We start from the raw sequence: 15326 nt of genomic DNA, 5'->3' as shown, positions 1-15326 counted from the left end.
CCTCATGGACAGGTGGTCGGCCCAGGAATACCCTTAAGCCGTCCCGACATGACCCGACAACGATGACGGAGAGGTGCGCGAAATGGGAGCTGCAGAAAACGCCGAACTGGTTCGGCGAGGCTATGAGGCCTTCAACGCAGGGGATTTGGCGACGCTCAACGGGCTGTTCGCGGAGGACGCCGTCTGGTACGCCGGCGGCAACAACGTGCTATCCGGAGTGAAGCAGGGACGTGACGCGGTCATGGCCTATTTCGGCGAGTTGGGAGCGCGTTCCCAAGGAACTTTCCAGGCATCGGTCGACGACGTGGTCGGTGGAGAAAACCACACGGTGGGGATCCAGCACACCCGGGCCCAGGGCAACGGGAAGACTATGGACGCGGCCACGACCATCGTTTTCGTTCTCCGCGATGGAAAGGTCATCGAGGGTCGCGAATACTTCGACGACTCGGCCAAGGCGGACGACTTCTGGGCCTAAATTCCGGGCACGTCTTTGGCGCGGACCTCGCGTAATGCCCTCTGCCACACCTGCTCCTGAAGACCTTCGTCGTAGCTTGTGGCCGAAGACTTGCTCGGTTTGGCTTTCACGAAGTAGCACCCGGTAGTGGTTTCGACCTCCGGCGCAGAAGCGACGTAGACGGATGTCGCCGCACCTCTTTCGGGAGTCATCAGGAACGGCCCCGCCAGCGTGGAAAGCGATTTGATCCAGCCGCCGGTGTTCTTGCCGAACGACGTTGCCACCACGCCGGGGTGAAGACAGTTGACGGTGACGCCCGTCCCGTGAAGGCGGCGGGCCAACGCGTATGTGGCCATGACGTTGGCGAGCTTGGCGTTCGAGTAGGCGTTCATGCTGAACGACGCCTGCGCGTTTCGACTGCCCAAGTCGATCCGCCCGTTGGATTGCGCGGAGGAAGCGACGTTCACGATGCGGGACGGGGCGCTGGCTTTGAGTGATCCGAGCAACTCGAGAGACAGCAGAACCGGCGCAAGGTGATTGAGGGCCCAAGTCCTCTCAATGCCCTCGTCGGTCAACTCCCACTTCGGGAACACGGCACCGGCGTTGTTGATCAGGACGTCCAATCTCCGGTGGGTCGCAGAGAATTCGTGCGCAACGCGGCGCACGTCGACCTGCGCGGTGAGGTCTGCGACCAGATACTCGACGTTCCGGTTGCCCGTCTGCGTGCCGATCCACTCGGCAGTCTTCGCCGTCTCGCTGGGTCGACGACCGATGATCACGACCTGGAAGCCGTGCCGGGCGAGCGCCAGGGCCGTCTCCCGCCCGATGCCCGAGGTGGCTCCTGTGATCAGCGCGGTCTTCATGACGTGGTCTCCTGCTTGTCTCGGTCCGTGGTGTCGACGGTGACCACAACCGTGCCTCGTGCGTGACCCATTCCGACATACGTGACCGCTCGCGCGGTCTCAGGCAGCGGATAGGTCCGGTCGATAAGCGGTGTCACCGCGCCGGCCTCGATGAGGCTCTTCAGGGCGACCGAGTCCTCGCGCCTGGGGAACTTGATGGACGGCCCCGCCTGCCGGCGAGTGAGCCTGGACATGATCGCCGTGGTGATGACGGTGCTCATGGTTCCGAACCAGCGACCACCAGAGGTTCCGTTGTTCGACTGCAGGACGCCATCCGCTGTGAGCGCGCGCCGGGTTCGTGACAGCGAGTGATTTGCCGCGTTGTCGAGGATGAAGTCGTAGCGTTCGGAACCCAGGGTGAAGTCATCCGTCGTGTAGTCGATGACGTGGGTCGCGCCGAGTGAGCGGACCGTCCCCATGTTGCTCGTGCTGCACACCGCGGTCACCTCGGCGCCGAGCGCTTTCGCGATTTGGACAGCGAAGGACCCGAGCCCTCCGGAGGCGCCGTTGATCAGCACCTTCTGGCCCGGCCGCACCCGGCCGCGAAGCAACTGAAGTGCGGCGCTGGCCGACACGCCCACGGCGGCCGCCTGTTCGAACGAGAGGTGTGCGGGCTTCGGCACGAAATGATCCTCCGCGGCGCACACATACTCCGCGAATGCGCCGGCGCACCAGCCGAACACTTCGTCACCGGTACGGATGCCCGTCACGGCATTGCCGACGGCGACGACGGTCCCGGCGATGTCCGTGCCCGGCACGCGGTTGCGTGGCTTGCGGAGTCCGGTGGCCAGCCGCGCGATGACGGGCTCGCCCTGAATGCTCACCAGGTCACCCACGTGGATGGACGCCGCGTGGACCCTGACCACCACCTCATCACCCGTGGCCACCGGCACCGGGATGGTCTCGAGCCTCAGCACCTGGTCCGGGCGGCCGTAGCTGTCCTGGACGATCGCCTTCATCGAGGTCGGGACCGCGGCGACGGCGGTCATGATCGTGACGCCGGAAGCACGGGACCCTCAAAGGCCGCTCTGTGAAAACCTCTGACCAGCAGCCAGACGGGCAGCACCAGTTCGAAGAAGAACCCGGGCATCGTGAGATAGAGGCCGACATGAACACCGAACAGTTCGGCGACGGTCCCGGCGACGTGCAGCGGATAACCGATGAGGCCGGAGAGCGCCAGCCAACGGGGCACCAAGCCGGTTCGGAAGAGGAGCACGCAGAGGAAGGTGGCCCCGACTCCGAGCGTCATCTGGCCGATCTGGTAGGCCATGCCATTGAGCTCGACAAGGACCGCGCCGAAGGTTGCGGCACCGGGCTCGCCAGCGTGTTGGGACAGGGGAATGATCATCAGCACTGCCAGCGCCCCGATACTCAGGAACACCACCTGGACGATGATGGCGGCGTAATACGTGAGGGCGGTGCGCGTGCTGTGTCGCTCCAGGATTGGGAAGAGGAACACCGCCTTCGCGATGTCCACCGCAGTGTTCAGCAGCATGAGAAAAGCCCCGAGTGCCAGGAGCGACTGCAGGGGAGGGATTGAAGCCAGGAAGTCGGGGCCGGCGACCAGTGAGGTGACGAGGGATGACCCGCCGCCGTAGACAAGAAAGCCGGCCAGGAACAGCGCCCCTATGATTCGTGATTGCTTCATGCGATTGCTCGGCGGTCTCCTCGACGACGATGCCTTCCGCATCTGGTCGGCGGCCGAATGGGTGGAGAGAGTTGCCTGGTTCATGAGATCTCCTGCGGGTGTAGTGACGATGTACCCTCAGCCTGCGCGTCTGACTGAATCCTCGAATCCGGGCGGGTACGTAGCCGGCACTGAGAATGTGTACCCGCTCAGTGTTGGCCGGGATGCCACGGGATGGCCGGGTGACGAGCCTTGGACCATGCGCTATTTCCTCGTCGAGGTTTCCGTCTATCAGCCGGATCCGGTGGAGATGGAGCGCGCGGCGCGGACACTCCATGCCGCCGAGGCCCGCTTATCGGGGTCCGCGATGGCCGCCCGCCCCCTGGCCGCGGCGATCGTCGACGGTCGCCTGGTCTGCTTGATTGAGGCGCCGAGCATCCGTGCGCTTCGGCGTCTGGTGGCCCTGGCTCTTCTGCCGCTGGGGCGGATTGGTGAGATTTCCTGGCCCCGCATCTCTCAGCCCAGCTCAGCCCCAGGTGCCGATCTTGGTCCTCGAGCTGAGTCCGAGCTTGTTGAGGATGTTGTAGATATGAGTCTCGACGGTTCGTTCGGAGACGAATAGACGGCCGGCGATTTCCTTGTTGCTCAGCCCCTCCGCAGCCAGGTCGGCGACCTGCCGCTCACGCTTGCTGAGCGGGTCGGCGCTCTTCGCCGCAGGACCCGCGTTCGGCGCGACTTCTGTCCCCAGTGCGAGCGCCACGGCAGCCTCGTGCCCGAGCCGAGCGCCATCCTCGAACGCTCGCGAGTACCGTTGATCGCCGAGCTGGGTGCGCGCCAGCATTGCGGCCTGCTCGATGAGGGGCCGGATGAAGGGACTGACGCGGTAGCCGCCGTCAGCCCGGAGCATCTCCGTTGCGCCGAGGAGCCGCGCAGAGCGCTCCGCTTGCCCGGCCATCGCGGCATTCCCAGCCAGCGCCTGCAGCCTGAGCACCAGCCCAGGGCGATCATCGATGACAAGGGTCGCTTTCAGCGCCTCGATCAATGCCGACTCCGCCGCCGCGTGTTCCCCCAGCATCATCGAGCCGACCCCCACACTCGTGAGGTGGGTGCTGAGCATGAAAATCTCACCAACCCGCGCGCAGCTCTCCACCGCGGCCTGTCCGATGTTACGCATCCGCTCGAAATTGCCGTCCAGCGACGCAACCAGCGCCTCGGACTGGGCGGCAGCGATCTGTGCGATGTCATCGCCGAGGTCATCTGCGAGTGCCTGCGCCTCCGATGACGACCGCCGAGCTGAGGGCAGGTCGTCGGCCATGACCTGCAGGGCGGCCTGGATCGCCAGAATGCGCACCAGCAGGACCCCGGCTTTCACGCGACGAGCGATGTCGGCCGCTTCCGCGATGGAGTCCATACCGGCGGCGGGGTCGCCCTGCGCTACGGCCAGGTAGCTGCGGACGAATAGAGCACGCCCGCGTGTGGCCTCGTCGTCTGCGCGCCGCTGGAGCAGGGACTCGATCCAGTGGACTCCCTCGCTCAGCGCGCGGTTCGCCCAATACCGGCCGAGGCCCGCCGCCATCTCCAAACCCACGTCGGCAGCGTCGGGGTCTGCCAGGCACAAGTGGAGGGCCCCGCGGATGTTGTCGGCCTCGAGATCGAAAGACTGCAGCAACGCGAACGTGCCCACGTCATCCGCTGCATGCCCGTCGGAGTCGGCACGGCGGCACATGGCTGCGAAGTAATCGAGGTGCGCCCTCCTGAAGATGTCTTCCTCGGCTGCCTCGCGGAGGCGCAGCACGGCGAATTCCCGCATCGTCTCATGCATCCGATAGCGGCCACCGGCAGTTGTGTGTTCGAAGTTCACGAATGAACGGTCGACGAGTGCGGTGAGCGCGGGCATCACCCTGGTGGGCGGGATCGTCGCATCGCCGCAGATGCTCTCGGCCGCATCCAGGGTGAACGAGCCCGGGAATACCGATAGTCGTCGCAGCACCGCCTTCTCCTCTGGCCGAAGGAGATCATGACTCCACGCGATGGTCCCTGCCAGCGTCTGGTGCCGGACCGGGGCGGTGGCGCTGCCTCCGTCGAGCAGCTGGAACCTGTCGTCCAGCCGCTCGACCAGCTGCTTCACGCCGAGGGTGCGGAGCCGCACTGCGGCGAGCTCGATCGCCAGCGGAATGCCGTCCAGGCGGCGGGAGAGTTCGACGACGTCGGGAAGGTTGGCCTCGTTCAGTGTGAAATCCCCGCCCGCGGCGCCGGCACGCTCAATCAGGAGTGCGACGGCCTCAGACTGTGCGACGTGTGCGGGCTCCCGGTTCGCGCCGGGCTCCGGGAGGGAGAGGGGATGGATCGCAACGACCCGCTCTCCGCCGATGTCGAGGGGCTGCCTGCTGGTCGCCAGTATTCGAAGCTCCGCCGCCTCGTGCAGGAGCGTGTCCGCCAGGACGGCGCACGCGTCAATCAGGTGTTCGCAATTGTCCAACACGAGCAGGAGCCGCTTGGAGCCGATGTGATCGATGAGGCGGGATACCGGCCAGCGACCGGACTCGTCACGCAGTCCGACCGCGGTCATCACCGCGCGGGTGACGAGCTCAGAGTCCGCGAGCCCTCCCAGTTCGACCAGCCAGACGCCGTCGCGGACGCCCCGTTGAACATCCGCCGCGGTTCGCAATGCGAGGCGTGTCTTCCCGACGCCGCCGGGCCCCACTAGGGTCACCATGCGTGAGGCGGCGAGACCTGATTTGATTTCCTGGAGCTGCTGGCGCCTGCCGATGAAGCTGCTGACCTCCGCCGGGAGGTTTCCCTGCCTCGCTCGTGCCGTGCTTCCCATCTTCCTTAGTGTAGGGATGGGGCAGTGTAGGGATGGGGCAGTGTAGGGATGGGGCGATACGGCTGGACGCGGCTGTCTAGTTGCGCGCAGAGTCGTGAGGGTGTCCAATGACCCCATGACGCGGACACTGAGGATCCTGTCGATTGATGGTGGCGGTATCCGGGGATACCTGCCCGCCCTCATCCTCGCGGAGATCGAGCGGCGTGCCGGTCGCCCGGCCATCGAACTGTTCGACGTCGTTGTGGGGACGTCGACCGGCGGTATCATCGCGATCGGACTCACCGCGGGCGTGACCGTGACTGAGCTCGCCGATTTCTACCCCCGGTACGGGAGAAAGATCTTCGGAGGGTCAGAGCAATCAGAATGGTCGAAACGGATCTTCGGCACCGGTGCCACCTGGAGTGAACGGCTCATGGGACCCGCCAACACCATCGGGCCGGTGTTCGGACGCGATGAGCGATGGGGAGGGAATGCGCGCCATCAGGCAGCCGGCCTGGAAAGCGTCCTTCATGAGGTGCTCGGCGAGAAGAAGTTATCCGAATCCACGTTGCCCCTGCTGGTGACCAGCTATGACGCGGAGCTGGGACTCCCGGTGGTATTCAGCACGGCCGACGCGATAATGCACCCGGCCCGGTTCGACTTGCCGCTGCGTTTCGTCGCGCGGGCGACATCGGCGGCTCCGACCTACTTCGCCCCAGCGGAACTCACCTGGGACGGCGCTCCTCGCCGGTTCATCGACGGTGGAGTGTGGGCGAACAACCCGGCGGCGATGGCAATCACAGAATCAATCAAACTGACTTCCGGCGCCAAGTTGACCGGCGACTCCATCTTCCTGGTCTCACTCGGCACCGGGATGTCTGCCGCCACTCCCTCTTTCGCCGGAGAGGCATCCTGGCTCGCCGCCTTCTCCGACGTGGCAAAGATGGCCACGAGCATCACGGGAAGCGACATTCTGGCATCGCGGGCGCTCGGTGACTCGTATGCACGGCTCCAGGTCATAGACGACCGGATCGCCGGCGCCATGGACGACCCATCTGTGCAGCGGTTGGCAGCGCTCCACGCGGCAGCCGACGCGCTCATCCAATCCGACTCTGACGAGATCGACAGGATCGTCGCCAACATCGCTGCCTGACCAACTAAGGCAATCAGGCTCTTCCTATTTTCGAATCCATGTTCTATACTGGAGGGAAGACAAAGCTCGTGCCAGGGTCGGATGTCTGGAGAGTTGCATGAGTTCCCCATCCCTGCACGAAACGCGTTATCACGAAGAACCTGACACGGCTGAATCCGTGGTACCGCGCGTATCACCGCAACCGCCGCCACGGCCGGCCCGGCCCGGGAAGGTCGTTGCCACCGGCATGGACCTGATCCTCGATCTGCTTGATGAAGCTGCCGGCGCGGAGGCAGACGCCAATCGGGCGCACGCCCGAAGCAGAACGGCACTGGCCGAGGTGATGCGGCTGGCGCGGGCGAATCCGCACCTTTACCTGCGCCCGGCCGGGCTGGCCCAGAAGGACGTGCTGGCACTGGCCGAGGACGCCGCAGCGTTCGACGCCGGCCTGCGTTTGCACCTGACGGCGGGGCAGATTCGCGTGCGCGCCCACCAGGCGCAGGCGCTCCAGGACCACCTTCCCCGGCTCGGAGCCGTCTTCGCCGCAGGGGGGACGACGCTCGCGCACGTGGTGACTGCGCTGGAGCTGGTGGCCGGTTGGATGGACGACGCGGCCGTGGGAGTCTTCGACACTCGGGTCGCTGAGATCGCGGGCACGCTCACCCCGGCCCAGTTCCGCGCCCGGACGCGCCGGTTGAAGGAGCAGTTGCTCACCGAACCGGCCGAGACCCGTCACACCCGTGCGTTCGAGGACCGCAGGGTCGTGGTCGAACCGGCGGACGATGGCATGGCATGGTTGCATGCTTTCGTGTCCGCGCCCGATGCGGTGCGAATCATCGCCCGGTTGAACGCGACGGCACGCGCGGAACAGAAAAAGACGAAACACGACGAGCCCGGATGGCGTTCCCGTGACCAGATCCGGGCAGACCTGGCGGTGGCCTGGCTTGCCGGTGACGGTACACCCACCGCGGCCACCGTCCGCCCCGTTCTTCTGGTGCCCTTGTTGACATTGATCGGCCAAGGCGCCGAACCCGTGCAACTACGCGGCTACGGCACCATCGACGCGGCCACCGCCCGCAGCCTGTTCACCCGGGCTCCCTCATTCCGCCGGGTCGGCACCGACCCGTTCACCGGAGAGAAGCTCGTCTACGACCGCACCCGTTACCGGCCCACCCAGGCCCAACGCGACTGGATCGCGATGCGATTCGAAGACTGCATCGATCCCACCTGCAGCCGACCCGTCGACGACGCCGACATCGACCACCTCGAGGAATGGGTCCGTGACCACGGGCCCACCAACGACGACAACCTCGTACCGCTCTGCGAGACCAGCAACCGCCGCAAGAACCTCACCCGCTACCAGTACGAACGCCACGACGACGGAACCGTTACTATCACCACCCCCACCGGGCTCATCACCACCACCGAACCGCCGCCCTTCTAACGTCGAGCTACGAGTAGTCGAAGAAGCCTCTGCCGGTCTTTCGTCCAAGCTCGCCGCGTGCGACCTTGTCGCGCAATATTTGCGGGGGCGCGAAACGTTCACCGAGGGTCGAGGCGAGGTGCTCCGCGATGCCTAGGCGAACGTCGAGTCCGACCAGATCCGAAGTGCGGAGGGGGCCGGTCGCATGACGGTAGCCGAGGACCATGGCGGTGTCGATGTCTGCGGCACTGGCGACGCCTTCTTCGAGCATTCGCATCGCCTCGAGTGCGATCGCGAGTCCGAGCCGCGAACTGGCGAACCCCGGCGCGTCACGCACGACGATCGGGGTCTTCCCCAGGCTCGTCACCCACTCCGACGCACTCCTGGCCAGTTCGGGGTCGGTTCCGTCGGCGAGGACCACCTCCACGAGCGCCGACGGCGGAACGGGGTTGAAGAAGTGCAGGCCGCAGAATCGCTCCGGGCGGACGAGCGACCCGGCCAGGTCTGTCACCGAGAGCGACGAGGTGTTGCTGGTCAGCCAAGCGGTGTCGTCGAGCACCGCCTCGGCGCGGGTGAGGGCATCGACCTTCAGGCCGAACTCTTCCGGGACGGCCTCGATCACGAGCCCCGCCATGCCCAGCGCCGCGTAGTCGGTGACAACGGTGAGCCGTTCGGTGATCTCACTCCCGTCGAGCGGTCGGACGCTGTGCGCGGCGGCCTTGGCGAGCCCGTCTGCGAGCCGCGCGCGGCAGGCCGCGGCCGCGGCGTCATCTCGTTCGACGACGATCACGCTGGAGCCGGCGAGCGCGAAGACCTGGGCGATACCGGCGCCCATCCGGCCACCGCCGATCACGCCGACGGTGGCGGGTACGGGCACGGTCACGCTCCCTTCTTCTTGTCGAGGAACGCGCGCATGCGGTCCTGCTTTGCGGGGGCCTCGAAGAGCACGCTCTGAGCGAGTTCGTCGATGAACGGATGCGCGCCCCGCGGCGCGTGTATGACTTTCTTTGTCAGTCTGGTGGCGAGCGGGTCGAGGCGGGCGATGCGATCGGCGAGGGAGTTCGCGGCGTCGATCAGCTGGTCCGGTTCGTGCAACTCGGTGACCAGGTGGAGGGCGAGTGCCTCCGCGGCGTCCAGCACCCGACCGGCGAGAAGCAGCTCCTTCGCGATCGGCTCGCCGACGAGTTCCACCAGCCGCCAGGTGGCGCCTGCTGCGGCGAGGATGCCGAGTCCTGTTTCGGGGTTGCCGATGGTGGTTCGCGGGGTCGCGATGCGGAAGTCGGCGGCGAAGGCCAGTTCGGCGCCTCCGCCCAGCGCATAACCGTCCATGGCGGCGATGACCGGCATCGGCAGTCCGGCAATCCGGGTGAAGAGCTGCGAATTGATTCCCCGCAACGCGTCGTCCCGGGTTCGCTCGACCAGGCGGCCGATGTCGGCGCCGGCGGCGAACACGGCGCGGTCAGGCGCGCTGCTGCCGGAGAGAATCAGGATCCGCGGGTCCTGCTCAAGGTCGACGCACATCGCATGCAGTTCGGCAACCATGACGTCGTCGATGGCGTTTCGGGCGTCTGGCCGGTTGAGCTGGACGTGGACGCGGTCTTCGCTGACCTGGACTTTCAGAGTCTTCACTTCAACAGACTTCCATCTTTCGTCCGCGCGCGTCCAATATCTGGTCGAAGAACCGTGCTCGCCAAACCGCGAACGACTCCACACCGGCAACACTTGCTTAACCTGCGAACGTTCTCATACGATGGGGACCACGCACTTCGGAGTGTGGAGGAGAGGTCGAAATGGTCGCAATAGTCGCCGTCGGGGACAACGTCGTCGACTGTTACGAGGCGCCCCCGCAGATGTTCCCCGGGGGCAATTCGCTCAACGTCTCGGTGTTCGCGCGGCGGGCCGGTGCCCGCGCCAGCTACATCGGGGCTGTGGGACAGGACCAGGCCGGAAAACTCATCTCGCGTTCCCTCCTCGATGAGGGCGTCGACATTCGGAGGCTTCGCAGTGAGCCCGGCCAGACCGCATACTGCCTCATCGGCCATCACGACGGGGATCGCATCTTCCTCGGCTCTGCCCTCGGGGTGTCGCGCTTCGAACTGGGTGACGACGACCTCGACTTCATCGGCACGCACGATGCAGCGCACGTGAGCCAGTCGAGTGGCCTCGACCATCGCCTCGCAGACATCGCGGATCGGACCCGGCTCTCCTATGACTTCTCGACGAGAGCGGATGACGGCCGGCTTGCATTGATTGCCCGGCACTGCTTCCTGGCGTCCTTCTCGGGCGGCGAGGTGAGCGACGCGGAAGCAGCCGAGACTTCGGCCTCCGCGCTGGCGGCAGGAGCCGAATGGGCTCTGGTCACTCGCGGTGCCCGCGGTGCCACCCTCGCGAACGCCGACGGCTCACATGCCGTGGCTGCCGTGTCGAATCGTGTTGTCGACACCCTCGGAGCGGGCGACACCTTTATCGCCCGGGTGCTCGTTGGCCTGGCATCGGGTGAGCCACCCGAGCAGGCGCTGGCCGACGCCGCAATCCGGGCCGGGGACACGTGCACCCGGCACGGCGCTTTCGGCCACGGCGCTGACCTTTCCGTGGCATCCGCTACCACCTGACCACACCAACAAACACAAGGAGAACCCATGACTGACGGAACTTACGTAGGCCCGCACGCTGTCACACCCATTCCTGACGACGTCGTGTCGTCACAAGAACAGGCACTCAGCCTGTGGCCCGCGATCGACAATCACATCGGCGGCCTTGAGGCAGACATCAACCGTGTCTTCCTGGTGGGCGCCGGCGGCTCGTACCTGGCGATGGTGCCCGCCCAGTGGGTGCTGGACAAGCACTCCAACATTCCCGCGGTGACGTTCAACTCGGACGAGTTCTACTACCGAAAGCCAGCCAGCGTCGGGCCGAACAGCCTGGTAGTTGCTCTCTCCGGTACCGGGAACACGCCCGAGACCATCAGGGCTGCCGAATGGGCTGCGGCAGAAGGTGCTGCTGTCGTGGGGGTGACCCTCAAGGCGGAAGGGCCGCTTGCCCAGAGCCTGGAGACCAGCTTCGTGGCCGAGACCGGCCAGGGGACCCAGATCCTGTTGCAGCTTGTGGCGCTCGCGGTCCTGAAGCGCGAGAACGTCGACATCGGGCCGATGCACGAGGCCCTCCACGCCCTGCCGACCGCCCTTCTCGCGTCCCTGAACGCTCTCGAACCGCGTGCCGCGGAGATCGCACGGGAGATGAAAGACGTCCCGGTGACCAATGTGCTGGCGTCAGGACCGCTCTTCGGAGCGGCGAGCACCTTCACCATGTGCTACCTGCAGGAGATGCAATGGAAGCACGCGGCGACGATCAACGCCGACGAATTCTTCCAGGGACCGTTCGAGGTGATCGACGAGGACACCAAGACGATCGTCTTCCTCGGCGAGGACGAGACACGCCCGATGGGGGAGCGCGTGCAGCGATTCCTCTCGACCTACGGCGGCGAGACGTTCTACGTCGACAGCACGGATATTCCGTTGCCCGGGGTCGACCAACGCCAACGGCCGTATGTGCTTCCGCTCGTCTTCCACGCGTGGATGGCGCGGCTCGCCGCCCACTATGCGGCCGCCCGCGGCTTCACCCTGGAGGGCCGCCGCTACATGTGGAAGGTCGAGTACTAGGAGCGCACTCAAGATAAGGTCGTGACCGTGGCCAAGAAGCGAGCGGACAGCGTCACGATCGTCCAGGTCGCGACGCGTGCAGGAGTGAGCACGGCGACAGCCGGGCGCGTCCTAGGCCGCTACGGATACTCCAGCGACGAGATCCGGGACCGGGTGAACCAGGCCGCCGACGAGTTGGGCTATCGGCCGAATCGACTCGCCCGCGGCTTGATCACCGGCAGGACGCAGACGATCGGCGTGGTCGCGGGGGACATCAGCAGCGACTTCTACGCGAGCGCGATGCGGGGCATCGCGGATGTGGCGCGCGCCGACGGCTTCGGCGCCATCCTCACCAACAGCGATGAAAATCTCGACCTTGAGCGCGAAGCCGTCCAGCTGCTCCTGGAGAAGCAGGTGGACGGCCTCATCGTGTCACCCTGCGACCTGGTGGAATCCCCGCACTTGAGAGCGGCCCTGGCCGCGCAGTGCCGGGTGGTGCAGATCGACCGCGTGGTTCAGGATCTGCCCGCCGATTCCGTCACTGTCGACAACCGAGGGGCAGCGAAGGACTGCGTGGGCCGATTGCTCTCCGCCGGGCACACGCGCATCGCTTTCGTAGCGGAACTGGAGTCCTCCGACTTCGGGGACGTTGCCCAGTTCATCGCCGCGGTGGCAACCGGGATCGTCGGTCCGCAGACCCTGTACCCGAGCTGGCAACGCCTCCTCGGTTACCTGGAGGCGCACCGGGACTCGGGCGTCCGGCCGGACCTGGACCTGATCGTCCGAGTGGGCGCCTATTCGGTGGGGGCGGCGAAACAGGCGGTCCTCGACCTGCTCGCCCTCCACCCGGCACGCCGGCCGACCGCGCTATTCGCCGGCGACGGAAAGATGTCAACCGGCGCCATGGCCGCGATCTCGTCGTTGGGCCTCACCGTTCCCGATGACCTGTCGTTGGTCTGCTTCGACGACCTGGACTGGATGGGCTTCGTGGGGGGCGGCATCACCGCCGTCGTTCAACCGGTGCACCAGATGGGAAGGATGGCGGCGGAGTTCCTGCTCTCGCGAATCGCGGGCGACGAATCCGAATTCCGCCATGTCGTCCTGGCTGCTCAGATCGCGGAGAGGGGATCCATCGGCCCGGCGAGGACGCCGGCCCGGGGTCGGCCCACCGAGCCACGCTGAACCAGCGTGGCCGTGAATTTGGTCATGGCGTCCGGCAACTGGCGCCCTTGCACCCGCCCGATGAGCCTCCGGGCGGCGGCAGCCCCCATCTCGTAGATCGGCTGGGAAATGACCGTCAATGGCGGAGACGTCAGCGTGGTCCATTCGAAGTCATCGAACATGATGAACGACAGGTCCCCGGGGACCGAGAGGCCGAGTTCGCGCACCGTCCCCAGGACGCTGAGGGCGATGAGGCTGTCGGATGCGATGATCGCAGTCGGGGGGTCCGAGAGCGCCATCAGCTCGCGTACGATCCGCTTGATCCCTGCGGCGCCGTTGGCATCAAACCGCACCAGGGCGGACGGGTCCGGGAGCCCGGCGTCCCGCTGGGCCCTCAGCACGCCCTCGAGCCGGTCGGCGACTGAGGACACGCGCAGGTCGATTCCCTCGTGGAATTCGCCGCCCTCCACATCGAGGGTCGAAATGAAGGCGATCCGCCGATGCCCAGCGTCGGTCAGGTGCCTGGTCGCCTGGTAGGCGACGGACGCCATGTCGGCTTCGACGACGTCCACGTCGAGACCTTCGATCCTGCGGTCCAGGAGGACAAGCGGTCGCCCGGTCTCGTAGACGGCTCGCAGGTGGTCTGTCTTTCCAGATGAGGCGGGAGCGACGATCAACCCGTCCACCCGCTTGTCCAGCAGCACCCGCACGGCGTCCATCTCCGCGTCCACGTCCTCGCTGGTGTTGACCAGGATGACGTCGAAGCCCTGCTCCTTGGCGGCATCCGAGATCCCGCGCGTGGCCAGGCCGAAATAGGGATTCTCGATGTCCCCCACGATGACGCCGATGGTGTTGGACTTGCCGGTGTTCATGCTCCGAGCCAGTTCATTGGGTCGATAGCCCAATGCCTCCGCTGCCGCCTGCACGCGGTCCCGGACCGCATCGCTGACCGCTCCATAGTCGCCCAACGCGCGTGCTGCCGTGGCTTTCGCAACGCGCGCCTCGCGTGCGACGTCCGCGACCGTCACGTCCCGTCGACGTGGAGGCGGATTGTTCATGGTGTCCTCTCGAAATGTTCTCTTGACGTGTCAGCGTAGAGCATGTAGGTTCCCTAACAAGCTATTGAGACCGGTCTCACCGTAACCCATTGAGACCGGACTCACAAGGCTCCACAACGTTGTCGTGCCAGGCGGGGACGGAGAGGAGCCTCAACGGCCCACCGCACCACTCCCACCTCCACGATTGGAAAAGCTGTGAAGAAACGCATCACATTCCGCCGGCTCGGCATTCTCGCCGTGTCGGCAGCGGCAGCACTGGCTTTGGCCGCCTGCAGTAGCGGGGCCGGGGCCGGCTCGTCCTCGAGCGCTGACGCCAACGAATTCAACCTCATCAAGGCCGGCACCATCCGGGTGGCCAGCATGGGCGACGCGAAGCCGTATACGTTCACCGACGCCGACGGCAAGTTCACCGGTTTCGATGTCGAGCTGTTCAAGAACGTCGCGCACCGCATTGGTTACGACGACGTGGTCTTCACCGGGCAGGACTTCTCCGGTCTTCTCTCCGCGGTCGCGAACCACCAGTTCGATGTCGGCGTGGCAGCGATCGGCATCACCGACGAACGCAAGCAGACGGTTGATTTCTCGGACGGCTACCTGGCCGGATACCTGACCGTGGTCGCAGAGAAGTCGGCGGGAATCAAGGACGCCGGCGATCTCAAGGGCAAGCGGCTCGGAGTCGTGCAGGGCACCCTCCAGGAGGCCTACGCGATCAAGAACTTCCCCGGCACCGAGCTGGTCAAGTTCCCGGACAACAACGCCGGCATCGCAGCGCTGAACAGCGGGACCATCCAGGCGCATTTCACGGACTATGAGAGCGCCAAGACCTACGGCCAGCAGTACGACAACCTCGACCTGGCGATCAACATCCCGTCATTCGACGCGCCTGCCGGCTTCGCAGTCGCCAAGGGCAACGAGAAGTTCGTTGCGGCGTTGAACAAGGGACTGCACGCCGCCATGGAAGACGGAACCTGGAAAGAGCTGTACCAGAAGTGGTTCCCTGGCTCGCCGATGCCCGACATGTACCTTCCGAAGGCCGAGCAGACCTCGACCCCCACGCCGACCCCATAACCGGCGGACGGTGCGGGCCGAACCCGATCGTGGCGCCGGCCCGCACCGTCAACCCCT

Annotated in this window: 14 protein-coding genes; 7 read left to right on the top strand and 7 right to left on the bottom strand. The window is 65.9% G+C overall.

The window, feature by feature from the left end:
- Positions 1-82 precede the first annotated feature (82 nt).
- Positions 83-475 (top strand): nuclear transport factor 2 family protein, encoded by a 393-nt coding sequence (locus AB4Y94_RS04925; protein ID WP_441725546.1) that lies wholly within the window; start codon positions 83-85, stop codon positions 473-475.
- Here AB4Y94_RS04925 and AB4Y94_RS04920 read toward each other — a convergent pair.
- From AB4Y94_RS04920 to AB4Y94_RS04905, 4 genes are all read right to left on the bottom strand, one after another.
- A complete protein-coding gene (locus AB4Y94_RS04920; protein WP_441725543.1) occupies positions 472-1317 on the bottom strand; it encodes an SDR family oxidoreductase in 846 nt (281 codons plus the stop codon). The two genes, AB4Y94_RS04925 and AB4Y94_RS04920, sit on opposite strands and share 4 nt — an antisense overlap.
- Positions 1314-2345, bottom strand: coding sequence for an NAD(P)-dependent alcohol dehydrogenase (locus AB4Y94_RS04915; protein ID WP_441725540.1), 1032 nt, complete (start codon positions 2343-2345; stop codon positions 1314-1316). Before AB4Y94_RS04915 ends, AB4Y94_RS04920 begins: the two co-directional genes overlap by 4 nt.
- Positions 2342-3088, bottom strand: a complete 747-nt coding sequence (locus tag AB4Y94_RS04910; protein WP_441725538.1) for a DUF4386 domain-containing protein — start codon at positions 3086-3088, stop codon at positions 2342-2344. The genes AB4Y94_RS04915 and AB4Y94_RS04910 overlap by 4 nt, the downstream gene beginning before the upstream one ends.
- A gap of 421 nt (positions 3089-3509) precedes the next feature.
- Positions 3510-5810, bottom strand: coding sequence for a helix-turn-helix transcriptional regulator (locus tag AB4Y94_RS04905; protein ID WP_441725535.1), 2301 nt, complete (start codon positions 5808-5810; stop codon positions 3510-3512).
- Between the two features lie 115 nt (positions 5811-5925).
- Between AB4Y94_RS04905 and AB4Y94_RS04900 the strand changes: the two genes are divergently transcribed.
- Together AB4Y94_RS04900 and AB4Y94_RS04895 are read left to right on the top strand one after the other, a co-directional pair.
- On the top strand, positions 5926-6942 hold the full coding sequence (locus tag AB4Y94_RS04900) for a patatin-like phospholipase family protein (RefSeq protein WP_441725533.1): 1017 nt from the start codon (positions 5926-5928) through the stop codon (positions 6940-6942).
- A 226-nt stretch (positions 6943-7168) separates the two neighbouring features.
- Positions 7169-8365 carry a DUF222 domain-containing protein gene (locus AB4Y94_RS04895; protein WP_441725530.1) on the top strand — a complete coding sequence of 399 codons (1197 nt, stop codon included), beginning with the start codon at positions 7169-7171 and terminating at the stop codon, positions 8363-8365.
- Positions 8366-8372: 7 nt separating this feature from the next.
- Here AB4Y94_RS04895 and AB4Y94_RS04890 read toward each other — a convergent pair whose 3' ends face one another.
- Positions 8373-9227: a 3-hydroxyacyl-CoA dehydrogenase family protein gene (locus tag AB4Y94_RS04890; RefSeq protein WP_441725527.1), complete on the bottom strand. Its 855-nt coding sequence runs from the start codon at positions 9225-9227 to the stop codon at positions 8373-8375.
- Positions 9224-9973, bottom strand: coding sequence for an enoyl-CoA hydratase/isomerase family protein (locus tag AB4Y94_RS04885; protein ID WP_441725525.1), 750 nt, complete (start codon positions 9971-9973; stop codon positions 9224-9226). Before AB4Y94_RS04885 ends, AB4Y94_RS04890 begins: the two co-directional genes overlap by 4 nt.
- A gap of 161 nt (positions 9974-10134) precedes the next feature.
- On the opposite strand from AB4Y94_RS04885, the gene AB4Y94_RS04880 reads away from it, so the two are divergent.
- Genes AB4Y94_RS04880 through AB4Y94_RS04870 form a run of 3 tightly spaced genes read left to right on the top strand, consistent with a single transcriptional unit; the run spans position 10135 to position 13164 of the window.
- On the top strand, positions 10135-10956 hold the full coding sequence (locus AB4Y94_RS04880; RefSeq protein WP_441725523.1) for a PfkB family carbohydrate kinase: 822 nt from the start codon (positions 10135-10137) through the stop codon (positions 10954-10956).
- A 27-nt stretch (positions 10957-10983) separates the two neighbouring features.
- Complete coding sequence (locus AB4Y94_RS04875) at positions 10984-12003, top strand: SIS domain-containing protein (RefSeq protein WP_441725520.1); 1020 nt, start codon at positions 10984-10986, stop codon at positions 12001-12003.
- A 21-nt stretch (positions 12004-12024) separates the two neighbouring features.
- Positions 12025-13164: a LacI family DNA-binding transcriptional regulator gene (locus AB4Y94_RS04870; protein WP_441725518.1), complete on the top strand. Its 1140-nt coding sequence runs from the start codon at positions 12025-12027 to the stop codon at positions 13162-13164.
- Here the strand turns inward: AB4Y94_RS04870 and AB4Y94_RS04865 are convergent.
- Complete coding sequence (locus AB4Y94_RS04865; protein ID WP_441725515.1) at positions 13092-14201, bottom strand: LacI family DNA-binding transcriptional regulator; 1110 nt, start codon at positions 14199-14201, stop codon at positions 13092-13094. The two genes, AB4Y94_RS04870 and AB4Y94_RS04865, sit on opposite strands and share 73 nt — an antisense overlap.
- A 195-nt stretch (positions 14202-14396) precedes the next feature.
- Here AB4Y94_RS04865 and AB4Y94_RS04860 point away from each other — a divergent pair, with 195 nt between their 5' ends.
- Complete coding sequence (locus tag AB4Y94_RS04860) at positions 14397-15269, top strand: ABC transporter substrate-binding protein (protein ID WP_441725513.1); 873 nt, start codon at positions 14397-14399, stop codon at positions 15267-15269.
- Positions 15270-15326: the final 57 nt, after the last annotated feature.

It is taken from the genome of Glaciibacter sp. 2TAF33, from assembly GCF_052114945.1.
Taxonomy (GTDB): domain Bacteria; phylum Actinomycetota; class Actinomycetes; order Actinomycetales; family Microbacteriaceae; genus Cryobacterium.
The sequence above is the reverse complement of the archived record's forward strand: the minus strand, read 5'-3'. Positions and strand labels throughout refer to the sequence as shown.